At 56.4% G+C, this 23,683-nt stretch carries 16 protein-coding genes and 2 pseudogenes; 4 read left to right on the top strand and 14 right to left on the bottom strand.

Annotated elements, in window-relative coordinates:
- Positions 1-77 precede the first annotated feature (77 nt).
- The 11 genes and pseudogenes from KGD89_RS26220 to KGD89_RS26345 all read right to left on the bottom strand — a co-directional run.
- Positions 78-9,329, bottom strand: a complete 9,252-nt coding sequence (locus KGD89_RS26220; RefSeq protein WP_025259174.1) for a calcium-binding protein — start codon at positions 9,327-9,329, stop codon at positions 78-80.
- 28 nt (positions 9,330-9,357) lie between these two features.
- Entirely contained in the window at positions 9,358-10,056 is a 699-nt protein-coding gene (locus tag KGD89_RS07455; RefSeq protein WP_025259173.1) for a hypothetical protein, read from the bottom strand.
- A 128-nt stretch (positions 10,057-10,184) separates the two neighbouring features.
- Complete coding sequence (locus KGD89_RS07450; protein WP_143008695.1) at positions 10,185-10,502, bottom strand: hypothetical protein; 318 nt, start codon at positions 10,500-10,502, stop codon at positions 10,185-10,187.
- A gap of 140 nt (positions 10,503-10,642) precedes the next feature.
- A complete protein-coding gene (locus tag KGD89_RS07445) occupies positions 10,643-10,825 on the bottom strand; it encodes a hypothetical protein (RefSeq protein ID WP_025259171.1) in 183 nt (60 codons plus the stop codon).
- A gap of 184 nt (positions 10,826-11,009) precedes the next feature.
- Positions 11,010-12,182, bottom strand: coding sequence for a lactonase family protein (locus KGD89_RS07440; RefSeq protein ID WP_025259170.1), 1,173 nt, complete (start codon positions 12,180-12,182; stop codon positions 11,010-11,012).
- Positions 12,183-12,275: 93 nt separating this feature from the next.
- On the bottom strand, positions 12,276-12,560 hold the full coding sequence (locus KGD89_RS07435) for a DUF5629 family protein (RefSeq protein WP_025259169.1): 285 nt from the start codon (positions 12,558-12,560) through the stop codon (positions 12,276-12,278).
- Between the two features lie 154 nt (positions 12,561-12,714).
- Positions 12,715-13,239, bottom strand: a complete 525-nt coding sequence (locus KGD89_RS07430) for a hypothetical protein (RefSeq protein ID WP_025259168.1) — start codon at positions 13,237-13,239, stop codon at positions 12,715-12,717.
- 432 nt (positions 13,240-13,671) lie between these two features.
- Positions 13,672-14,211, bottom strand: a complete 540-nt coding sequence (locus tag KGD89_RS07425) for a hypothetical protein (RefSeq protein ID WP_236249347.1) — start codon at positions 14,209-14,211, stop codon at positions 13,672-13,674.
- Positions 14,212-14,250: 39 nt separating this feature from the next.
- Positions 14,251-16,071 carry an alpha/beta fold hydrolase gene (locus tag KGD89_RS07420; RefSeq protein WP_143008696.1) on the bottom strand — a complete coding sequence of 607 codons (1,821 nt, stop codon included), beginning with the start codon at positions 16,069-16,071 and terminating at the stop codon, positions 14,251-14,253.
- 60 nt (positions 16,072-16,131) lie between these two features.
- Positions 16,132-16,728: pseudogene (locus KGD89_RS26350) on the bottom strand (methyl-accepting chemotaxis protein); the annotation flags it as partial.
- Between the two features lie 309 nt (positions 16,729-17,037).
- Positions 17,038-17,685 (bottom strand): annotated as a pseudogene (locus tag KGD89_RS26345) (methyl-accepting chemotaxis protein); the annotation flags it as partial.
- Between the two features lie 267 nt (positions 17,686-17,952).
- On the opposite strand from KGD89_RS26345, the gene KGD89_RS07410 reads away from it, so the two are divergent.
- Positions 17,953-18,321 (top strand): PH domain-containing protein, encoded by a 369-nt coding sequence (locus KGD89_RS07410; RefSeq protein ID WP_025259164.1) that lies wholly within the window; start codon positions 17,953-17,955, stop codon positions 18,319-18,321.
- A 72-nt stretch (positions 18,322-18,393) separates the two neighbouring features.
- On the opposite strand, the gene KGD89_RS07405 is transcribed toward KGD89_RS07410, so the two are convergent.
- A complete protein-coding gene (locus KGD89_RS07405; protein ID WP_025259163.1) occupies positions 18,394-18,852 on the bottom strand; it encodes an SRPBCC family protein in 459 nt (152 codons plus the stop codon).
- A 27-nt stretch (positions 18,853-18,879) separates the two neighbouring features.
- Positions 18,880-19,449: a TetR/AcrR family transcriptional regulator gene (locus tag KGD89_RS07400; RefSeq protein WP_025259162.1), complete on the bottom strand. Its 570-nt coding sequence runs from the start codon at positions 19,447-19,449 to the stop codon at positions 18,880-18,882.
- 68 nt (positions 19,450-19,517) lie between these two features.
- Here KGD89_RS07400 and KGD89_RS07395 point away from each other — a divergent pair, with 68 nt between their 5' ends.
- The 3 genes from KGD89_RS07395 to KGD89_RS07385 all read left to right on the top strand — a co-directional run bounded on the left by KGD89_RS07395 (position 19,518) and on the right by KGD89_RS07385 (position 22,476).
- Positions 19,518-20,396, top strand: a complete 879-nt coding sequence (locus KGD89_RS07395; protein WP_025259161.1) for an MBL fold metallo-hydrolase — start codon at positions 19,518-19,520, stop codon at positions 20,394-20,396.
- A gap of 33 nt (positions 20,397-20,429) precedes the next feature.
- Positions 20,430-21,431, top strand: a complete 1,002-nt coding sequence (locus tag KGD89_RS07390; protein ID WP_025259160.1) for an alpha/beta hydrolase — start codon at positions 20,430-20,432, stop codon at positions 21,429-21,431.
- A gap of 202 nt (positions 21,432-21,633) precedes the next feature.
- A complete protein-coding gene (locus KGD89_RS07385; protein ID WP_025259159.1) occupies positions 21,634-22,476 on the top strand; it encodes a hypothetical protein in 843 nt (280 codons plus the stop codon).
- Positions 22,477-22,547: 71 nt separating this feature from the next.
- On the opposite strand, the gene KGD89_RS07380 is transcribed toward KGD89_RS07385, so the two are convergent.
- Positions 22,548-23,087 (bottom strand): BRO-N domain-containing protein, encoded by a 540-nt coding sequence (locus tag KGD89_RS07380; protein ID WP_025259158.1) that lies wholly within the window; start codon positions 23,085-23,087, stop codon positions 22,548-22,550.
- Between the last annotated feature and the right edge of the window lie 596 nt (positions 23,088-23,683).

Below are 23,683 nucleotides of genomic sequence, written 5' to 3'. Positions count from 1 at the left end.
CGCTCTTGCATGAGCTGGAGAACCTGCTTGAACGAACAGCCCGCCATCAAGGCGGGCTGTTCGTTTACTTCTGAAGACTACTGCCAGTTTGCTGCGATCACGGCATTGAGCTGATCATGCTGCGCCTGGCTCAGGTTGATTTCCCCTCCCTCTGGCGCACCAAAAGCCGCCATGGCACTGACGAGGTTCTCGACCTGATTGGCATACAAGGTCGAACCGCCCGCCTGAATGGCATCCAGGCGCTGGGACGAACCGACATACCAATCCTGTACGGTAACGCTGTCTTGCGCTCCCCGAAGATCAATCACCAGACTATTCCCCTGGCGCGATAACCAGAGGTTGTCACGGCTGACACCTTCAATGCTCAGCACATCGTTATCAGCCTCAGGTGTGTTCGACAGGTTGTTGAGCACGTCCTGGCCATCACCGCTGGCAAACGCATAGGTGTCATTTCCACCACCACCGATCAGGTAATCGTTACCCGCATTACCACGCAGGAAGTCGTTACCCGCACCGCCGTCGATCAGGTCAGCATCGGACGAGCCGAGAATGATCTGGTTGCCCGCCTGACCCGCGAAAACCGTGCCGAAGGCGCGCTCGTCGGGCAGGTTCAGGTAAGCCGGTGAACCGGCTGGATCAGGGTTGGTCAGACCGAAGGCACCGAACAGCTGACTGGCCGTGATCTGCCCGCCCGAAGCGAATGTGATGCTGTCCACCACGTAGTCGCCGCCCAGGAACCAGTTCCTGATCGTCACCTTGTCGCTGCCGCCGCTGACATTGAGCACCAGGTCATTGCCACTTTTCATCAGGCCGCTGGCAACCTGATTGAAGCTGACGCCCTCAAAATGCAGCGTGTCGGTACCGCCGCCGCTGTTGTCGATCGTCTCCTGACCGCCTCCGGCGGAAAAGACATAGGTGTCGTCACCACGACCACCGATCAGCGTATCGTTGCCTGCACCGCCGTCCAGGGTGTCGCTGCCGTTGCCACCCTCCAGACGATCGTTCCCGGCGTCGCCGAACAAGGCGTCATTGCCATTGAAACCCTGCAACAGGTCGCTCTGCGCAGTGCCGTCGAGCACATCATCGCCGGTCGATCCCTGGGCCGTATTGTCGAAGCCTGCCGCTGGAGCCGGCATGGACAGTCCGAAGGCACCGTAGATCTGCGCTGCCGTGAGCTGGCCGCCGGTTTCAAAGGTAAAATTCTCCACCAGACGGTCGCCGCCCAGGAAGAATTCCTTGAGCGTTATCTGGTTGGCCGAACTGCCGTTGACCCGAAGAATCAGGTCATTGCCCGACTTCATCAAACCACTGGCCACCTGATTGAAAGTGATGCCATTGGCGAACAGCAGCGTATCTGCGCCAGCGATTTCCTCGATGACATCCTGGCCCGCGGTATAGACATACGTGTCATCGCCAATACCGCCAATCAGGGTGTCGTTGCCCGCAACACCATTGAGCGTATCGTTGCCGGCCCCGCCCAGAAGGATGTCGTTGCCAGTCGTGCCGGTCAGTACATCTGAACCGCCCACACCCGCCACCGGCGGCTCTCCCGTCCCGCCTGGATTGCCGGGTTCGGTCGGTTCCTCCGGTTCGCCCGGCTCAACCGGCTCTTCGCCACCGCTCCCGTCGGGCAGCGCCGTGAGCCGCCCGGCGATCTGGGCGGTGGTCAGGTAATTGCCGCCATCGGGCTGCACATAATCGATGGCGTAATCACTGCCGAGAAAATGATTGGTGACCCGGACCTGCTGGCCAAGATCGCCATCGACCAGGATGATCAGATCATCACCATCACGGTGGTAACTCAGGCGGGACAACGCCACGTCCAGAAAGAACACTCCGTCGAAGCCGCCCCCACTGTTGTCGATGACATCCACGCCGTCGCCCGCGCGGTAATAGTAGGCATCGTCACCCGTTCCACCGGCCAAGGCATCGTCGCCATCCTCGCCGATCAATACGTCGTTGCCAGCGCCACCGATGAGCCAGTCGTTACCTGAGCCATTGTGCTGGCCATTGCCGCCTGACAAGTAGTCGTTACCGTCGCCACCCTCGACCTGATCGTCGCCGCCCATGCCGAACACGGTGTCGTTACCTGCCAGGCCACGCAGAAGGTCTCGACCGTCGTAACCAGCCAGTTGCTCACCGCTTACCGTGCCTTCGATCAGGGCGTCAAAGCCGCCAGCCACGCCCTGCGCAGCGACGATATGGCCTATGCGCTCGGCGCTCAGCAGATAACCACCGGAGGGTTGCACGTAGCTGATAGCCTTGTCGCCCCCGAGGAAGTGACCGAGCACCCGCACCGACTGCGCGCTATCGCCATCGATCAGAATCAGCAGGTCGTCGCCAACACGACTGAAGCTCAGGCGGTCCTGACCGATATCATCCGTGAAAAACACCCCTGAATAGCCGCCACTATTGTCAATGATGTCGGCCCCGCCTCCCGGGTTATAAACATACTTGTCGTCACCCGTTCCGGCTGCCAGGAAGTCGTCTCCGGCACCTCCGTTGAGCTGGTCATTGCCGCTGCCTCCGTAGAGGCTGTCGTTGCCGGCCTCGCCTTCGAGGTAGTCGTTGCCGTCTTCGCCATGAATCACATCGTCGCCAGCACGGCCCCATGCCTGATCATCACCGTCACCCAGGCGGATGTGATCGTCGAGTTCACGGTAGCCAATGAAGCTGTCGCCACTGGAAGTACCCTGCCAGACCACACGGTTCTCCACATCGGCCTGGCTCAGCGAGCTGCCGTCGGCGAACAGGAAGTGCTCCAGCTTGAAGTGGTCGGTCGGCTCCTGGAACCAGTTCTGTACCGTGATCGAATCGCTGCCGTTAGCATGCTCGATGATCAGGTCGTCGCCACGGCGCACGAAACTCAAGTCGGAAGCTGCGATACCGGCACCGAAGCTCAAGGTGTCGGTACTCGGCTCGATGTTGCTGTAAGACTCACCCGGCCGCCGCTCGATCAACAGGTCTTGGCCATCGCCCAGACTGAAGAGGTAAGTGTCATCGCCGAACGAACCGTAAAGCGTATCGCTGCCGGCTCCGCCCTCAAGCGTATTGTTGCCCTGATTCCAGGGGTTGCTGTAAGCCTCCAGCACGTCGTCACCCGCACCGCCTCGCAAGGTATCGAAGCCCTGACCGCGCAGAATATCGTTACCCGCGCCGCCGTACAGATCGCCGCTGCCTTCAAGCAGATCGTCACCGTCACCGCCGTCAAGCACGCCATTCCCCTGGAGAGTGTCGTCGCCTGTCTCGCCATACAGGGCGTCGAAGCCACCGCCACCGATCAGAACGTCGCTCCCGTCACCGCCGTGCAGAGTATCGTTGCCACTGCCGCCGTCGAGCAGGTCGTCGCCGATATCGCCGCTCAGCAGATCATCACCGTTGCCGCCATAAAGGGTGTCGATACCATCGCCACCGCTGATCTGGTCATTGCCATCCTGACCGTAAACGAGGTCGCTGCCTGTCGCCGCACTGACCACATCGTCGTCGGCATGGCCGAAGATAATGTCATCCAGAGCGGTTCCTTCCAGAGCCTTGCGCTTGATCGCTTCGTAGTCCCAGGTGGTGCCGTCGAACACGAACTGCTCGATCGCAGTCGCTCCCGCAACGCCCGCCTGGTAAGAGAACTGGCCGAGGATACGTAACCGGTCATTGGTGACCTGATTGAGCACCACCAGATCGGTGCCATCACGGCGTAACAGCAGGTCGGCTGGCGCCACACCCTGAAACTGCACGCTATCGGTGCCGGCACTGTCGATGATGAGATCGTTGCCCCATCCAGCAGTGAACTGGTACCGATCGCTTCCCGCACCACCCTCCAGGTGGTCGTCTCCAGTACCGCCTTCGAGCAGGTCATCGCCATTGCCAGCCTGCAGGGTGTCGTTGTCGGCACCGCCATGCAAACTGTCGTCGCCAATGCCACCATCGAGCAAGTCGACTCCGGCACCACCGGACAGCAGATCGTTTCCAATACCGCCATAGAGTGTGTCGGTCCCTTCGCCACCAAGCACGGTATCGTTGCCATCTCCAGCCTGGACGTAGTCGTTGCCAGCACCGGCGTCGATCGTGTCATCGTCGGCATGGTCGTAGATAGTATCGTCCTGTGCCGTTCCTTCCAGCGCCTTGAGTTTGATGGCCTCATAGCCCCAGGTAACGCCGCCGTCGAACACGAACTGTTCGATGGCCGTCACCCCGGCCACACCAGCCAGATAGGAGAACTGGCCACTGATACGCAACTGATCTCCGGTGACCTGGTTGAGCACCACCAGATCCGAACCTTCACGGCGCAGCAGCAGGTCAGCAGGCTCTACGCCGGTGAACTGAACGCTGTCGCTGCCAGCGCTGTCGATGATGAGGTCCTGCCCCCAACCGGCAGCGAACCGGTATTGGTCGTTGCCCGCTCCGCCTTCAAGGTGATCGTTACCGGTATCGCCCTGCAGAATGTCATTGCCATGACCTGCATAGACATAATCAGCGCCAGCGCCTGCGATGATCAGGTCATCACCATTGCCGGCGTCCAGAAGGTCATTGCCATCGCCACCGTAGAGGCTGTCGTTGCCATCTCCGGCACTCACCACATCATCGCCCCCAAGGGCCTCGATCAGATCATCGCTGGAATAGGCGTTGATCAGGTCGGCAGCCTCAGTGCCTTCAAGGGTGAGCAGGCGCAATTGCTCCGGGTCAATCACAGTCTCCAGCCCGTCTCCGTAGCGCAGGCGCATCCCGCCAAGCGGGATCTCGCCACTAAAGAAGGAGGACAGCGATAGCTGGTCGCCGACGCTGTCGGGGAAGGCAATATCCAGACTAGTGCCGTTGCGACGGAATACCAGACTTTCCAGCGGCAGGTCGGAGAGGTAGATCGTCACGACATTTTCGTAAGTATCCACGACCACGTCCCGGCCATCTCCACGAGCGAACAGGTAGCTGTTTGTGCCCGAGCCACCATAGAGCTGGTCGTAGCCCTTACCGCCAGCCAGCAGATCATCACCGGCTCCGCCAGACAGCACATCGTCGCCGTCGCCTCCCTGCAAGGTGTCACGACCCGCGCCCCCCTGGAGGTCGTCATTGCCTGCACCGCCGCTCAGGATGTCGTCGCCAGCACCACCAATGAGCAGGTCGTTGCCGTCGCCGCCGTCCAGTGAGTCGTCACCTTCACCACCGAGCAACAAGTCGTTTCCGGCATCCCCGAACAGAGTGTCCTTGCCGGCACCAGCGTCAAGTGTGTCGTTCCCTTCCCCGCCGAGCAGAGTGTCGTTGCCGCCGTTGCCATACAGAAAGTCGTGGCCTGCCAGGCCAGACAGCACGTCGTCGGAAGCATACCCTTCGATCAGGTCATCACCATCGCTGGCTTGCAGCACCATCCCCATGACATCTGCGATGGTCCAGATGGTGCCGTCGTGAAAGACAATCTCGTCAACGGCCATGCTGTTGGCAGCTTCGCTGGAAAAGTAGTTGTTCAGGCGAATGCTGTCGCTGGCAGAAGTACGAATGAACAGGTGGCTGTTGCTGCGCTCGATGCTGACCGCATCCGGGTCGATGCCTTGGCCGAACACCACGCGATCCACCCTGGCGCCCGTCACTTGTGCGGCGTTGTCTATGACATCGTTGCCATACCCGACCTCGAACAGATAGGTGTCACTGCCACGGCCGCCGATCAACGAATCGTTGCCTGTGCCGCCGATCAGTGTGTCATCGCCGTCATCGCCCATCAGTACATCATCACCGGCACCACCGGATAGCTGGTCGTCACCCGCCAGGCCATGGATGTTGTCGTTGCCTGCCAGAGCATCGATGGTATCGCCCACCGTGCTGCCGAATATCAGGTCGTTGCCCTCGGTGATCGAGGACGCGGTCAGGATATCCAGGATCTGCTCGATGTTCAGACTGCTACCGTCGGCAAAGGCCAGCCGCTCTATCGCACCGAAATCGAGCGTGCCATCGAAGTCGAAGAAGTTGTCGATACGCAACGAACCGGAATCACTGCCATCGGGGTTCTTGACGCTGATAGTGACCGTAGTGGCGTTACGCGAGAACACAAGATCGTCCTGGCCAATACCCTCGCCGAACACCACCTGATCCAGACCGCCGCGATCAAGGATGGTGTCGTTGCCATGCCCCCAGGAGAAGTGATAACTGTCATTGCCCGTCTGACCGTAGAGCCTGTCGTCGCCGCCCAGGCCATAGAATATGGAGTCAGCTTCTATCCCGGACAACGTATCGCTGACCGTCGTGCCGATCCTGGTCGAGAAGTCGAAGAACGAGGCCAGATCGGTGTTAGCGGCAGCAATGGCCTGAAAGGCAGCATCGCGCTTGTCGCGGTAGCCAGGCGAATAAGTCCCAAGGTCGGTCAGGATCGCAATGACACTGGCGATCCGGTCGACCCGGTCATTGGCGTAAAGGTTTTCCAATGTACCTTGCAGGCTGCCCCAGTCCACTGTGATGCCGTTGGCGTCAGAGCCGAATGCGGACTGGATGATGCTCATCTCCTGCGCATACTCGGTCTGCGCCAGAATCTGGGCAGCGGTAAAACGTTTGAATTCCAGATACTCGGCCACCAGAATCGGCGCGGCCTGGCCATGGGGGTTCGGATCGTACTCACCCCAGCACCAGATCCCCATGTAGGAACGCCCCACAAGGTTCTCCAGCGTCACCAGCTGGCGCGCGTCCATCACATGGCCATAAACCTTCATCGGGTCCCGGCTGTACGGGTCCACACCCTCGGCACCCGCCCAGCGGTAGATCAGATCGTCGAGCAGCGCGTCGCGGCTGGCGGCATCGCTGGACGACACATACTGTTCAAGCAGGGACTTCAGTTCGGGGTCCATTGCCATGGCCTGGTGCAGGTCATGCACCTTGCCGAACCCCTTGGCATTGGCGAGGGACAGGATGTCCGGGGCAAGCTCGATGTCGCCACTGTTCACCCGGCGTGTGGTGTCTACCTTGAACCACACGTCCGCAGCGGTGGAGGCGGTGCCATTGCTCAGCATGATGGTGCCGACCTGACGATGCTCGTGACCGTGAGTGTCCACATGGCTGGAGTCGGTGTAGCCCGTACTGATCGACACCACACCGGCATCGGCCAGGCTCTGCAACTCGCTCACATCGCTGATGCCGTTGCCATTGAGATCGCGCCAGACTTGCAGCTCAGCGTAAGAGCTGTCTTGCGCATCAATCACGCCATCGCCGTTGTCGTCATACTCGGCCAAGGCCTGAAAACCGTTCTCGGCAGTCTGGCCATTACTCAGGATGCTGTGGTTGCCGAACAGTTCGGTGCCGTTGCTGATACGGCCGTCACCGTTGCGGTCGTGTACCAGCAGCCCGTCGTCCGGGCTGACCCAGCCGGACATTTCACTCAGGCCATCACCATCCAGGTCAAAGTAGCTGGCACCGACTTCCAGTGTTTCGATACCGTCGCCATCCAGGTCAAGGACGATGGGGGATGTGCGACTCTCGGCATCATCGGTCTCAGGCGTTTCGTCTTCTTCCTCTTCTTCCTCACTGAGGACAATCTGCAAGTCGCTGCTGTCCTTGTTGTAGTCATTGATGACGAGAGAGCCATTGACGACCAGAGTGGTGCCATCCAGGAAATAGGTATTACCGCCGCCGTAGTACGTGTTCTCGGGGTCGGTTTCCTTGCGGGAGCCACCGGTGAGTTGCTGATTGCCCAGGTAAACTTTTCCTTTGCCGTCAGTATCGGAAATGATGTCCTGGCTATCGGCCTTGTAGATGTCGAATCCATCGTCGCCCTTGAGGTTATCCTGGCCGTCGCCCCCTTCAAGGTAATCGTCCCCGAGACCACCCTCGAGACTGTCATCTCCCTGGCCGCCATACAGGGTGTCCTTGCCTTCCCCACCCAGCAGGGTGTCGTTGCCCTGCCCGCCATAGAGAGTATCGACCCCCTCTCCTGCGTCGATATTGTCATCGCCAGCACCGCCTTCGATGTAATCGTCGTCCTCCCCGCCATTGAGCGTATCGGCGCCATCCATGCCGAAAAGGTAATCCTTGCCCTCTCCACCCTGAATGCTATCGCTGCCGCTGCCGCCGAAAACGATGTAGCGCTTGTCCATGACACCAAGATCAACGCCATCGATCGTCAGCTTGTACTCTGAGCCACTGCTGTAATCCCGGAACTCGATGTCACCGGGAATGGGAACAGGGAGGCCGAATGGCATTTCATAGGAGCCATCCGTGTCACCGGACTCTCGATAGAATTTCTCGAAGATGAGGAACGATGCACGCTTGTCGATCCACTCATCGGACAGAGCACCTTTTCCGGTTTTCACGTCCGCCAGGCTCAAATCGCTGGAGTAGCCTGGAAGCTCGATGGCGATCGGAGACAAGGCGTACAGCGCATTCCTGACCGAAATATTGCTCTTGGCCAACGAAACAAGTGCCCCCTTCTCGCCGGGCAGAAGGATCGTATTCGCGTTGAGCGCAATCGATGAATCAAGGCCGGAGAAAAAGCTTTGTGCCGCACCTGCAAAATTCTCGGGCGTGGTCGCCGAGTCTGAGCGTTTGCCTAGATAGGTCGCCCGAAGCCAGTCCAGGACCACATGCGTACCGGCTTCGGAAATGAGTTCTCCGAGTTTTCGTGCTTCGCCAGACAAGAGGGACGTGATGTTATTGGTTGCGAGTGCCCGCAACTCACCAAAGCCGGCAGTATCAAAAGTCTCCCATCCGACGCCCAGGTCATCCAGAAGGGTCTTGTCCAGAGTAAGAAGATCAGTCAGTCCAGCACTTCTGGTTTTTTCAAAGGCATAGGCATAAGCGTCATAGGCAAAGAGCAGGTTCTTGACGTCATCTACGCGATTGAGATCGTCCCCGCCCTGTCTTGTGAACCGATTGGTTTCATTCTGCCCGAGCGCCGAGAAAAGAATGGTCCCCGACCAAGCGGCATTTATTTCTCCACCGGCGCTGTCGTTCCCCAAAGAGGCAAATAAAACCTGCCCTACGCCAGTCGCATCATTATTTGCAATATCTGAAATAGTGGGGACCAGCCATTGTCCAGTGCTGGATCGGCGACTCGGATCGAGAATGTCATTCAGGGCATTGATTGCCACCTGATTTGAAGCCTTCTGCATGAGGGCGTCTGAATAGGCGACACCACGCAGTTCCATCTGCCGCTGACTGTAAGACCTGATAATTTCCGCAAAGACCCCTTGCCCCGCGTTGGCAAGTGCCGCCCCCTGCAACCATAACTTTACAGCGCCATCCGGAAGCATGCTGGCAATGGCGTTGTACACATCGGCATAGTTGCCATCAGCATTCGGAGCGCGGCCTTGAAGGTCGCGAATAATTGATATCTGTTCGTCCGTCAGGTAGCTATTGCTCATCGTGAACCTCCATGGCTTTGATTGTTATTTACTTCACTTCATATACATCAATCTTGTTACGCACTTCTTTCGTGATGGACTTCCAATCCTTCAGGAGGTCATAGGAGAAAAAAGATTGAATGAGCAGCCCTGAGTGACTGTAGAAAGACGTCCTGCACGTGCCGTTTTTTCTGGAAGGGTCGTTTAACCAGACAACCCAGCAGAAGAACTCTGTCGGGGGCGTGGTGTTGTCTGATTCCCGGGATTGGTAAATATAATTGCGGGAGAAGTCTGTAGAAGACGGGGCGTTTACAGGGTATTCGATCAAGTCCAGGTCTGTGCGCTCGACTGGCGTGTCTGTCTTTTCAAAAGACAACATGCTTTCCATCCTGGCAGGGTTTCCTCCCGCGGAAATCTCTGTCCTGATCATGTGCTTTTCCCCTTTGCCTGCAGGCCCCGTTCTGGGTGGGGTAAAGAGGAAGCCCATGTTGAGGTGCAAGGTCAGCATGTCAGCCTTTGCGGCTTGAATGGTGCCAGCCGTATACACATCGAACACAACATCCGCAGGCACGCGGAAAGTCGAGCTTGCGACCTGGATCGTGTTCGGTTCACCCTTGGTAATACCGTGGGCAGCAAGGTACTCGGGGGTATTGATCTTGGGAGCTTCCTTGTTGCAGGCGGCAAGAAAGAAGAACAAAGGCAAGAGAACGAGGCAGCGGCAGAGCCTTGCATAGGCGTCGTGAGTCACAGGAATCCCTTCGGCGTGATAGCTAAGTGATTCTGTATTGAAAGCAGGCTAATGTGCAAAATTCTTCGCGAATGAATTCTCTCCTACCCAAACCGTGTGGGAGCGAATTTATTCGCGAACAACCCGAATCACGAAGCGCGTTCCTGTGAGTCCGCAGCCACGACCACAGAAGGCGCAGCCGATTCGTAGGTGCGGGTTTTAAGCTGGGGGTTCATGCTGGTGATGGTCACTACAGCAATGAAAACCACATAAAGCGAAATTGCGATATACGCGCCTTGTTTGATTGAACCCAGAATGGCAGTGGCCATGTTTACTGCTCCATAATGTTTTGCATGGCCAACAGGATCGTCGATATCCACAACATTGAAAAACCATAGGTATGCATAGCCACTATCAGTTTTCTTGATGAGTGGAACATAAAAGCTCAACCCAGGATAAACACCCACGCATAAAAATCCCCCGTCACTCATGAAGTAACGGGGGATTCGGTGTAAGCCCAGTCCACAGTAGATGCATGGTCTGCCACGCAATGGGCAGTGGTCGCAAAAACCTGTGTGAGCCAGTGAAAACCGTGGTCGTTCAGTGCTTACTGCGCGGTCTTGTGGTCCAGCGCGGCATAGAAGTTGGCACTTTGTTGCAGGTATTTTGGAGTGTAAGTCTGGGTGGCGTGGGCTTTCTTGTCGCTGACTTCAACGCTGGCGCTGGCAGGGAGAACAACAGATGCCGAAATAGCCGATGCTGCAATGATGGAAAAGATATTGAAGTTCATGTCGTTAACCCTCGGTGGTCTTTTATATATGCACGCTTGGATTCAAGTGGTGGCCGTTCTGGCCGTGACTCAAACTTACGCCCGAGGCTGCTCATTCAAAAATCTTTTATGCCACTAACTCATATCATCTGGATTAATAGTTGCTCAAGCCCACGTAAACCACGGGCTTGAGCCTTGGAGGCAGTCAATCGCGAGACAGGAAATGCAAATCCGAAGGCGAGTCGAAATCGATTTTCTGCACCGTATCACCCAGCATTCCGCTTTGCGGGTCGCGGCGAACCGTCACGATCTGGTTGCTCTTCTGGTTGGCGATCAGCATGAATTTGCCACTGGGGTCGAAGCTGAATTCCCGTGGCTCCGTACCTTCCACCGAGCGACGCTGTAGCTCTTCAAGCTTGCCCGTGGTCGGATCGATCCGGAAAACCAGCAATTGATTGGCTTCACCCCGATTGGCGACATACAGAAAACGGCCATCGGGCGATGCATGCAAACCACCGGCACCATTGCGTTGTTGCACGCCCTGATTTTTCAGATCGACCAGTTGGGTCTGCTTGAACTCGCCATCCAGATAATCAAGCACCGCGACCTGAGCCGACATTTCCAGAACCAGCCAGGCATGCTTGCCTTCACGACTGAACAGGATATGCCGCGGTCCGCTACCGCCCGGCAACTGCACCGAAGCAGTACTGGCCGGCTGCAAAGGCCTGGCCTGACTGGCGTCATAGCGGTACACGAACAGTTTGTCGGCGCCAAGATCGGCAGCAACCACATACTTGCCATCGGGCGTAGGAACCGCCGCATGCACATGGGAAGACATCTGCCGCTCCGGGTTGACCTGGCTGGCAGCATTCGGCCCGGCAGACTGCACAACGTCCTGAAGCTTGCCATCCTTGCCGATCGGCAATACAGCCAAAGACCCGCCAGGATCGGGCTGTACCGCATAGTTGGAGACAAACAGATAACGCCCATCAGGGCTCAGGCTCGAATGCGTAGGCTCGTCGCCCTTGCTCTTGACCTGATTGAGAGGCGTCACCTGATGGGTCTTGGGTGCGATGGCAAAACTGCTGACCTTGCCTTCCACATCACTCTGCCCTGGCCCGTTCTCGTTGACCGCGTACAAGTAACGCCCGTCCTTGGAGAGGGTCAGCCAGGAGGGATTTTCGGCACGGATCACCTGACGCGGTGCGGGATCGATCTTGCCCGTCTGGCTATCGAAGCCGAAACGGTAGATGCCTTCGCTCTTGCCCTGGGTGTAGGAACCCACCAGCAAATCGGTATCGGACATGGTTTGGGCCTGTACGGGGAAAACACTGATTGCACTGGCAAGCGCCAGCCACGGCAGAAACGCAGGAGTCATGGGGGCATTCCTTTTCTTGTTCAAATTATGGGTGCCGGCTTAGCGACAGTCAGGGCTATGACAGGCTATCGCTCATGTAGTTTTGCGGGAGAATCAATCCAGCTCGCTTTCATCCTCATCATTGGGGGTGAACGCATCGAGGCAGATGATGCGGTGATCGGCATTGCCATCGTTGACGACCCAGCTTTGCAGGCTTTCATCGAAGGACGCCGCCTGAATCTGCGCCAGGCTGAAACGCCATACCTTGCGCTCGCGGCCATCCATGCATTCGATATTCAAATCATCGCCCAGAGAGAACTCCCAGGCGTGAAGCCCGTCGATTTCCAGCATCGTAGAAGCTTGCAGGGCGGCCAGCAGGGTGGTGGGTGTGGTTGTCATGAGGGATCATCGGCCTTTGTAAAAGGGCGAATGATAGGGCAATACCGATGGGACGGCTATGAACATGCCGTGAGGCACGGAGACACACTTCCGGTTCCGTATCTCCGACGTCTGCCTTCTGGCACTTTTTCTTCAAGATTAATATTCAGGTCTTCTATGCCACAGGTTTGATGACTCCATTATCAATCGAAGCCACCTTATTCATAGGCACTTTTATTCTCTGCCCTGGCGAAGTGATACTGTCCAAAACAGCCAGATCCGCTTCATAATCAACCAACTTAAGTGCAGCATGCTGAGGCTGTTGAGTTCCACAGAAATAACCAGGAATTATAAGCTCAGCGCCCTCAGGAATTCGAGAGAATGCAGTATCCATATCAAGTCCTAGACTATGCGAATACTCGTTATACCACTCTGTACCCGTCCATGAAACAACACTCTGACGTTCCATCAATGCCGGCCCAATAGAATATGCATCCCATATTTCATCTCCATTGACGCGTACGATTTTATCCACAGAAACAGTATAAACTTTTCCTTTATAAGCCTTATCCAATATGCCGATCGTCTTTTTGGCAACATCAACCGACTTCAGCTCCCCCTCGTACACAAAGCTCACACTCCCCGATTTTTCCTCCACCCTGAATATAGAACCCGGCGCAGCCTTGACAAACGTATCCATTAAACTTTCCATTGTGCCATCTCCTATGACACCCCTACTCACTCTTTACGGTAGCAGTATTTTCTCGTCACTCAATGGCACCAGACAGAGCCGCTAGAATACTTTCAGGTTTAAACTACCCGTGTTATATCCAAACAGTTGACGAGTCTCTTCCTTCACGATTCAAAAACACCGCCCCCTCGCCTGCTTATCACCTTACACTCTAATTTTCAGCATCGATATTCAATATCTCGATTGATGCATGGCTATAATCGGGTCAGATCAAAACCACATAAGAACTGAGCCCCAGCCCCTTGTCCCCCCGGATTTCGGGATCACTGATGCTCACGGGGATCAACCGCTCGATCAACGTCCAAAAAAGAGAGAGACAGTGGCGGCTCAATATTGCGCCACTGCTTGCCGAACTTGCATTTCTATAGTGACAGTTGAAGCTCAATAAACACGATCCTCCTGCTTCAGGACATAGATACGCCTTATCGTCCAGAGAGAGATCAGTAGCAGGATCAGTGTCAGTGATAGCCCACCGGACAGGATGTAAAAATCCGGACGGTAAGTGTGCAACTCGGAAGCAATCGCGTTTTTCCCGGTAAACCAGCTCGAATAAACTAGAGAGATGGCGTCTCCCACCTCATAGTGAGTATTTTCGTCATAGCGCGGATCGAAGTATTGATCGTCGTGAGCCTCGCCTTCCTCATCCACATACCGATAATGGATTATTTTGCCCATACTGTTTCGGGGAATATTTTCCAGCGCTTTTACACTCCCCGAGACCTGGACGGCTCCAAGCTGCATGACTGCATAAGTCGATCCTTGATGCCGAGCCAGTGAAGCCAGAAACAGAATCGCGCAACAGGCAAAGGTAAGCAGAATGACTCGATTGAACAGATTATCTTTTTCAGCTTCGCGCGGATAAAACATCAAACATTCCTTCGTCGTACCAAAGCGGTCAAGAGCATTGATTTCGGCAGCCAATGCGCAAACTTGAGGCTTTGGTACATCACTGAAGGGTTTCTACAATCTGGTAACTGCCAGCCAGATCAAAACCACGTAAGAACTGAGCCCCAGCCCCTTGAGCAACCCTCGGGTTTCGGGGTCACTGATGCTCACGGGGATCAACCCCACGATCAACGTCCAGCCAAAGTAAATAAATAAGAGTATCAGCCCCCAGACCAGGTAAGGCATTCGTCCCAGAAACTCGACAATGGCATTACGTCCAGATACTGAGTTGATGATTTTTTCTGTATCGAGCGTGCCCTTCAGAACAAACCTGGCAATAAAATCCCACTCCTCCTCTTTGATACCAGCGTCGTGCTGCCCCTTCAAATATTGAACCTGAAATAAACCATTCGAGTTCTTGAAGGCTTTGAACCCATCGTGACCAGCACTACCGAGATCCTGCCAACCGAAAACCTGAAAAAGTTTAGGAAAAAAGGCGACGACCCAATCGGAAGTGGCAACAAGGTTGAGCACATTTTTCACTCTGGGCTGATTGGCATCAAGAAGCTTCTCCCAATCGTACCCGACCCGGACAACGCTGCCTGCAAAAACCACATTTTTGAATTTACAGCATGGATACAACTCCAGAGCTTTGGCAATCAGGTAAGTGCCGTTGCTATGTCCGACGTAAGAAAACTCGGCATTGGGGTAGCGCGCCAAGGCTTCTGTGTACTGATCCATCAACCATTCCACTTTATTGCGGCGATACCATGGCAACAGGAACGGAAGCATTGGAAAGTAGCCATAGCTGGAGGTTTCCGTAGCCCACTCACATGATGGCAGGACGGCGTTAGGTGCCGTGGCTTCTTTGGCAGCCAGAGTCCTTACCCTTCTGGCGATTTTCTGCGTCCAGAACCCTTGATCCCGAATACCGTGAATGACAAACACAACGTTCTCTATGGCAGGATTCTCCACAAAAAACTTCTCATCCGCCGGAATAACTTCTAATCCGCGTAAAGACTCCTTAGACGAACTCAATGCCTGCTTTAGGGCTGCTTTACGATCGAATCCATACTGTAGATCCTGCAAATCCACCACATCGGCATGGCCTGAAAATGGCACATCCAGATAAATGAAATCATGCCCGGAAACAAGATCCAGATTATCTTGCGGCGATACAACATCATCCCGCGAGCCCAGCAATTGTACGATCAGAGTCTCACCGGGAAACGTTGGACGCTTCAGCCACTGAACTCTCAGTTGAGTAATGAACTCTGCCCCTCGTCTGAGCTTGAAAATCAGAAGCCAGCGCCGGGTGAAAAATCTGATGATATAGGCCATCACCAAACCAAGACGCCAGCCAATTGCATGTAGAGGGCTCAAGTGATGGGAGATCTGCCAGCCTCGATTCATACCTGCAAGCAGCACAATGCGCGTTACTAACGGTGCCCAGGTTCGCGCCGATAGCAGTCCCTTTTCACTCTTGAAGCCTTGCTGGTGATAAATCGGCTCAAAAGGTGCTTTGGAGGTTTCACCACAGGCAGCAACATAAAGCTTACGGCCAATGACACCGCCTACACTGTGCCCAACAATCACTATTGATGTGAAAGGGCTGCCTTCATGACTAGCCAAGTCGACCAGCTCATCGACACCAACAAGCAGGCTGCAAACAATTTCATCGGGATCGACCCGTGAGAAAAGGCCTGTAGGAAGTTCTGGACACCAGATTCTTGCTTTGGGCCAAAGCTCTTGAATTGAATCGGAAACAGCCTTAAGACTCGAGGCCTGTCGTAGATAGGCATGAAGCAGTACGACCAAGCAACCCTCCCCCGAACAGTTGTCAGACAGAGTCATGTTCAACTCACTCGTAGAGGCGTACTCTTCTTTAACGATCATGTCGATATCCCTATCCTTACAATCCATCCAGATAAATTGAGGCCAAAGAGCTTCCCTGACTCAAAGCCTGAACCGATCCACCGACTGCGATAACTGCCCCGCCAGCGCCGACAATTCATCAGTCGTCCCGGCCGTCTGGCCAATGACTCTGCTGTTGCCTTCGGACATGTTGGCGATCATTTCCACTTGATGGGCGATTTCGTTGCTGGCCAGGCTTTGTTCGCTGATGGTGCGGCTGATGTCGTTGACCAGTTGGGTCGTGCTCAGGGTGGCTTCGAGAATTTCCTTGATGGCGGTTTCGACTTCAGCGGTGACGGCCATGCCCTTGTCGACCTGGGCAACGCCCGCTTCCATGCTGGTGACGGCTTCGCGGGTGTTTTGCTGGATGCGCGAAACCATGCTGGCAATTTCCTGGGTCGAGGCGCTGGTGCGCCCGGCCAGGCTTCTGACTTCGTCGGCAACCACCGCAAAGCCACGCCCCTGCTCTCCGGCGCGGGCAGCTTCGATGGCGGCATTGAGGGCGAGCAGGTTGGTCTGGTCGGCGATGCCTTTGATCACCTGGATGATATTGAAAATGCCCTCGGATTCTTCATCCAGATTGCGGATCACTTGGGCCGATTGCTGCGAAGAACGGGCAATGCTTTCCATATCGCTGACCACCTGATGAATCACTCGACCGCCATTTCTGGCCAGTGCTTCGGCCTGGTTGGCCATGTCCAGAGCGCGTTCGGCGTGCCGGGTGATTTCTTCGATGCTGGCCGTCATTTCACTGGCCGCTGCGGACATGGTGCTGGCTGCGGTGCTTTGCTGTTGGCTGCTACCCGCCACTTCATGGCAGCCGCTGCTCAGTTGCTGGCTCATGTCGGTGACGCCGTGGGCATTGCGGCGCACCACTTCGATCATGCCTCGCAAGTCGCGCTGCATGATTGCCAGGCTGCGAATCAGCATACCCGCTTCGTCACGCTGGCGGGGCTCGGCAATGGATTCGCTCAGGTTGCCATGGGCAATGCTTTCAGCGATCCGGCTGGCGGACTGCAACGGCCCCATGATGCTGCGGATAACCCAGAGCCCCTGAACGACCAGCAATATCAGGCTGGCAACGAGTACGACACCAAGGGTGAGGTTGGCGTTACTGCTGGCTTGTTGGGTTTCTTCGCTGGTCTGCTGCGTGCTGCTTTCGATGACCTCGCTCAGGCTGGCCATTTCGTCTTCAAGCTCACCGAACGCCTTGTTGAAGACGCCCAGTTCCTTTTGTGCGCTCTCGGGGTTGTCGAGGGCCAGCCCGACAATTCTTTCGCCAGCGGCAATGTAGGTTGCGAGGCTGGGTTTGACCTTGTTCAGGCCCGCCTTGATGGTTTCATCGACCGGCAGCTTGAGGTTTTCGTCGAGCACTTTGCGAAAGAGCGCGGCATGTTCGGCAATGGAGTTTCGCACCTCGTCTTTGGTGCTGTCGCTCTTGCCCAGGCCAACCAGCATGGCGGAGAGCACATCGGCGCGCAAAGCGTCGTGCATCATGTCGGCTTCAAGATGGTTGCGCAGCGCGGTCATGCTGACTTCGTTGTCCTCCATCGCATGGGCCATCCGGACATTGCCCACGTAACTGACCAGACTCATGATCAGGATGGCTAGCACACCGGTCCCGATAAGCAGAAGCAAACGTAGTTTTATAGACACCCTGCCGCCCTCTTGTGGTCCTTCAGATAGAGCAAAACCTAGTTCCAGACTGGTTATCGGCACCCTCGCCGGGTTAGTTAAGCCTATTTCCAGGCTTTCGTTTCATGGCCAGCAGTGAAACGTCCGACACTGAATGCAGCCAAGTGCTATTCTCGACGCGCCACGCAAAGCCGGCAGGCAAAATACGTTGAAGACAGGGATAAAGGGATGATTGACTTCAGTAACAAAGGTTTCTTCAAGCTGAAGCAGAACAGCGAATACGCCGAGCGTGTGACTGAACTTCTGCTGGAAGGCGAACAGATCATCGATTCCTATAAATCGTTGCGCGATGGCGTGGTGTTCACCAGCAAGCGAATCATTGCGGTCAACGTGCAGGGCATCACCGGCAGCAAGAAGGACTTCACGTCCCTGCCCTACAAGAACATCGTCGCCTATTCCGTGGAAACCTCCGGGACCTTCGATCTGGACTCCGAACTTGAGGTCTACTTTTCGGCGCTGGGTAAAGTGAAATTCGAATTCACCGGCAAGACCGAGATTGTCGAGATTTCAAAAATCATCTCCAGGCACATCTTCTAAACTCGCGACCTGCCCAGCGCCAGTTGATCGTTCCATCTCCAGCAGACAGGCACGATCAACATCCACCGGTTTTCAATCCCTGCTCCGCAAATACTCCGCCATCGCAGCAAAGCGCCGCCGGGTTTCGTACTCGAACAGCCGATTGACCAAAGGGTCGAGGACTCGGCCCAGCCAACGTGGGCGCATCTGGATTCTGAAGGTGTAAATCAGCTCCGAGCGGTCGTCATCAAGGTCGCGGTGCTGCATTGATGCGGCCCAACCCTCGAACCAGCCCGCCGGCTCCACCAGTACGGCAGCCGCGACGTTGCCCGGCTGATAATTCACAAATCGAGTGCGCATGGCGAAAAAGCGCTTCCAGCCGCGCCCCTGATTGAAGGTGATCGCACCCACATAGGGATGGCTGCCGCCGCCCTCCACTTCAGCCCGCGATAGCAAGCTGTCCCAGCGCATTCGCACGTCATGGTCGTGGAAGGCCTCAAAAGCGTCGGCGGCGCTGGCTGGCATGATCATCCTGATTCGGTTTTGCCGCATTTTCTGCCCCTGCTGATTACGCTTTGCTTACCCGACCAGACGCTGGACGATGCTCACCAATCGCTCGCCAACCTTCTGGGCATCGCCCCGGCTTTGCGCCGCCAACTGCGCGCCGTCGAGCACAAACAGGATTTCGCTGGCGGTGCCTTCCGGGTCCGTCAGACCTGCCTCGGTACACAGCGCAATCAGACGCTCGCTGAGGTCGCGGGAGTGGGCCTCGATCACTGCTCGCGCCGGATGCTCCTTGTCCGGCAACTCGGCGACCGAGTTGGCGAAACAGCAGCCTCTATCAGCATCGGCGGCCAAACGACTGGCAATGAACCGCGCCCAACCCAGCAACTGGGCCTTGGGGTCATCGGGGTGTTGCACCTTGAGCTGGTCCAGCACATCGGCATAGGCCAGGGACTCAAGTCGCAACCATTCGGCAACCAGCGCGTCCTTGTTCGCAAAGTGCCGGTAGATCCCCATTTTGGTAGTACCCGCATGGGCAGCGATGGCCTCCACGCCGACGCCACGAATCCCGTCCCGATAAAAAAGCTCATCGGCGGCGAGCAGAATTCTCTCCCGTAGCGGCAATGTCGGATTGTCTCTTTTCATACGTCACCCTTGACGATGATACCGACCGGTATCAACATGATACTGATCGGTATCAGCGAGATATTAACATGAACGCCAAGCACTACACATTTGGCTCGACCCACATCACCCGCGTCAGCGAAAAACTGTTCGACGCCTTTGCGCCCAATGCGCTGTTGCCGGACTGGGACAACAGCGCCATTGACCCGCAGCGCTCATGGCTGGTGCCCGATAGCCTCACCGCCACAGGCCAGAAGGTGATCATCAGCGTGCATACCTGGGTCATCAAGACGCCGCAGTATACGGTGCTGGTCGATACCGGCGTCGGCAATGCCAAGCACCGTCCGGGCCTGCCCATTTTTCACCAGTTGAACGAGCCCTGGCTGGAACGCCTGGCGGCTGCCGGGGTAACGCCCGAAGAGGTCGACTATGTGCTGCTCACCCATTTGCACACCGACCATATCGGCTGGAACACTCATCTGGTGGATGGCCAGTGGGTGCCGACCTTTCCCAATGCCAGGTATGTGTTTCCAGAGGTTGAGTATGAGTATTTCGTCAATGGCTCCGGACGTCAGGCCATGGGTTATCAGGCCTTTGTCGACAGCGTGCTGCCGGTGATCGAATCCGGTCAGGCACTGATGATCGGTGCCGAGGGCGGGCCGTTTCTGGAGGACTTCCACTTCCATCCGACCCAAGGCCATAGCGTGGGCCACATGTCCATCAGTTATCAGCACGATGGCAAGACGGCCATGTTTGGCGGCGACGTCATGCATCACCCCATACAGGTTTCACAACCGCTCTGGGCTTCCTGCTTCTGCGGCCTGCCAGAGGCCGCCAATCGCTCACGGCAATGGTTGCTGGCGTTTCTGGTTGAGCACGACGCCCTGTATTTCAGCTCCCATTTCGCTGGCACCTCGGCCGGGCGTGTCAAACGCCAGGGCGACGGTTACAGCTGGCACTTTGAATAATCCGCCCTTCACTCATCGCACAAGGACACTGCCATGACTGCACCTCACCTCGCGCATACCCTGCGTGCCAGAAAGCTGGACCCTGGTGCCGCGCGCGTGATTGCGCTGATGCGCCAAGCCCCTGCTGCCACGGGCGAACCGACTCCCGAACAGGCTCGGGCCGCCTTTCGTACCAGCCGCCAGGCCCTTGCGACAGCGCCTGTGGAAATAGCCGAAGTTGAAAGCATGAGTGCATCTGGCCCGGGCGGTGAGATACCTTTACGTCTCTATCGCGGGATCGAAACCATTGAGGGCGAAACCCTGCCAGCCTTGCTGTTCTTTCACTCGGGTGGCTGGGTCGTCGGTGATCTGGATACCCATGACGGCGTTTGTCGGCAACTGGCCCTGCTGGCTCGCTGCATCGTGATCGCAGTGGATTACCGCCTGGCACCAGAGCACAAATTCCCTGCGGCAATAGAAGATGCCTTCGCTGCTCTGGATTACGTCCGGGCACAGGCCGCGCAACTGGGCGTCGATGCCGAACGCATTGCCATCGGCGGCGACAGCGCCGGTGGCAACATCGCCGCTGTCCTCGCCTTGATGGCGCGGGATGCAGGCTACCCGCCGCTGGCATTGCAGGCACTGATCTACCCGGTAACCGACTTCCATGGCGTTCATCGCTCCCAACAACAATTGGCCATGGAACCGCCGCTGACAGCCGCCACACTGAACTGGACCAAGGCTCAATACCTGCGCAACGATGCCGACCGCCTGGACTGGCGAGCGTCCCCGTTATTGGCCGAAGACCTCAGCGGCCTGGCTCCGGCCTTTATAGTCACCTGTGGCTGCGACCCTCTCGAAGACGAAGGCCGCGCCTACAGCAAACGCCTGCATGAAGCAGGTGTCACCGTGACCGACAGCCACTTTGCAGGGCAGATCCACGGGTTTATCACCATGGGCCGCCTGATCCCGCAAACCACCGAACTGCTGGCACAGATCGCCGGGGCGCTGGATGCCGCGTTTCATAGAGGGGCCGAGCAGAGCATTGGACAGTAGGGGCGGACTTGAAGGCGATGCATTTTCTTTGGAGATACCGGCCTCTCGCCTTACTTCCCAGTTGAATACGTTCCGGCTCTGAAGAGGTACAAAAACCCTATTTCCATCACAAGAATGAATCCCGCAAATCCTGAATCCTGTCTGGCACCAAGGCTGCTAGGCTAACCAGTCAAGTGCCGTTTCCCCAACATGGATGACCGGGATGTCGTACCAACGCTTGTTTTACCACCCTGTCTGCTTGTGGCTGATTGTGCTGGTAACACTTTTTCCCGCCAGCATCGTGACGTGGGGATTGTTCTGGCAGCGACTTGGCCTTGGTAACGGCATGATGCTCACAATGGCAGCTTTGCTACTGGCGCAAGGGATTATCTGGGCATCCGCGTTTGGCATTCGGTCTTATCGGATAAATCCCGGCAATCGCAAAGCCTGGCTCAGAGCACTCACAATACCGGCCATCGCCCACGGCGCACTCGTGATGATTGGCGTATTCGCGTCCTCAGCACCTGTGACCTTCAGCACGTTTCTATTGGGTGGGCCGATCCTGGCTTGCGGCTATATGTGGATGCTGGTGCGTCAATCGCAAATATGGCAACCGCCCCGCCCGGCTCCATCCCCTCGACGCAAATGGCAGTGGCGATCACTGCCAGCACGCGCCCTGGCAGTGGTGACTCTCGCAAAACTGCCCTTGCCTCAACCCAATGACCGGCAGACGGTATTTGCTCTGGTGTATACCTCAGCCATTGGCTTGGTTGCTACCGCAGTCGTTATTCACGGGATCGCAACCAATGACCTGGTGGTCGTGAGCAAGCGAGGCTCATTCCATGTCAGCGGGACCGAAATCATACCGTTTGCCAGCCTTTATATTTGCCTTGTATTGATCTGTATATCCGTCGTGGCCGGTCACCGGGACGAACGACCCAACGCCCATGTTTACAGGCGGTTTCGCAACGTCATGGCGTGGATCGCTGGCGTCCTGCTGACCTATGCAATTTTGTCCCCTCTTGTGCGTCTCATTGTGCTTATTGCTTCGGGGCCACACCGCTAATGCCCCCTAAGATCAACTGACCGGGGCTGATACCTGAACCCGCTTGGAAGCTCCCGATCAGCACCATCCCATCAAGCAAAAAGCGACCAACGCCGCCCCAGCAACCGCCGCCACCAGGACCCGGTCACGACCTCGGGCTGCACCTGAACCAGCTCCGGCAAATCCCGTAACTTGACCCAAAGCTCTCCATGCCATTGCAGCGAACCCAGGACATTGCCTTGCCAGCGCATCTGGTACAGCAGAGGTTGGTCGGCTGCATCCGTCTGGCGGGCATCCAGAGCAGGCAAGACTTCCTGCGCCAGCCAGCGGCGCAGTGCGCGGTTTTCCGGGACGTAGTGATGCACCAGCATCGCGAAGGCACCCGATTCACTGATCATCAGGCATTTTTCCCAGCTCCCGTGGGTCAGCAGCCAGACGGTGCGGCGTTGATCGATATCGAGTTTGAGGGTGGCGCGTTCGTCCAGTTGCTTGCCCATCAGCCGGGCAAGATCCTGCAAGGGAAACCAGACCTGGGCATCCAGCATCACGGCGCGCAGCATGCGGTGGTGGCGGATGAAGATGGTGGGCTCGAAGTGATCGGTGCAGGGTGGTGAGGGGTATGGAAGGTCCATTGTGTCAAAGCTCCTTGTGAGAAAAAGAGCTGCCGGACGTCGTCAAACGAATTGGGTGGCAGCTGTGCGAAGGTTGACGAACCGGCCTTCACTCGCGCACACCGGCAGACCCTAAGGTCTCCGACGCACAGCCGCCATGAAACAACCTCATGCATGAAATGGCATGAGGCAGCATGGAGCGCGATTGCGAGTGCAGGATCAGGTCGTCAAACCCGGCCGCTGATTTTGCAGCGACGCCGCACCTTAAATCCCCGAATCGACACATACAAGCGGTTGGGATTTTCTAGGAAATTTCACTCAAGGGAAAGGGAATAAACCAGGCGGCTGAGCTATACCGATCAGTCAAAACGTACACATCATGAAGTGAGAGAGGCCTTGGCGGGACGCATACCGGTCACTTGCATAATCTTGCGCATTTGATTTGCAAGGGGCTGGCAGCTAACGCTTCACCGGGTAGGATGTGACTCGTAAAGAGGAACTCCGTAGCAACTATTGTGCTTTCAGGTATCAAACAGTTTATTCATATCTAATCGATGCCCACTCGGCATTTTGAGCAATCTATATCTGCTTTAAGAGCGAGTTCACCGAACAGGCGA

The organism is Pseudomonas cichorii, from assembly GCF_018343775.1.
Taxonomy (GTDB): domain Bacteria; phylum Pseudomonadota; class Gammaproteobacteria; order Pseudomonadales; family Pseudomonadaceae; genus Aquipseudomonas; species Aquipseudomonas cichorii.
The sequence above is the reverse complement of the archived record's forward strand: the minus strand, read 5'-3'. Positions and strand labels throughout refer to the sequence as shown.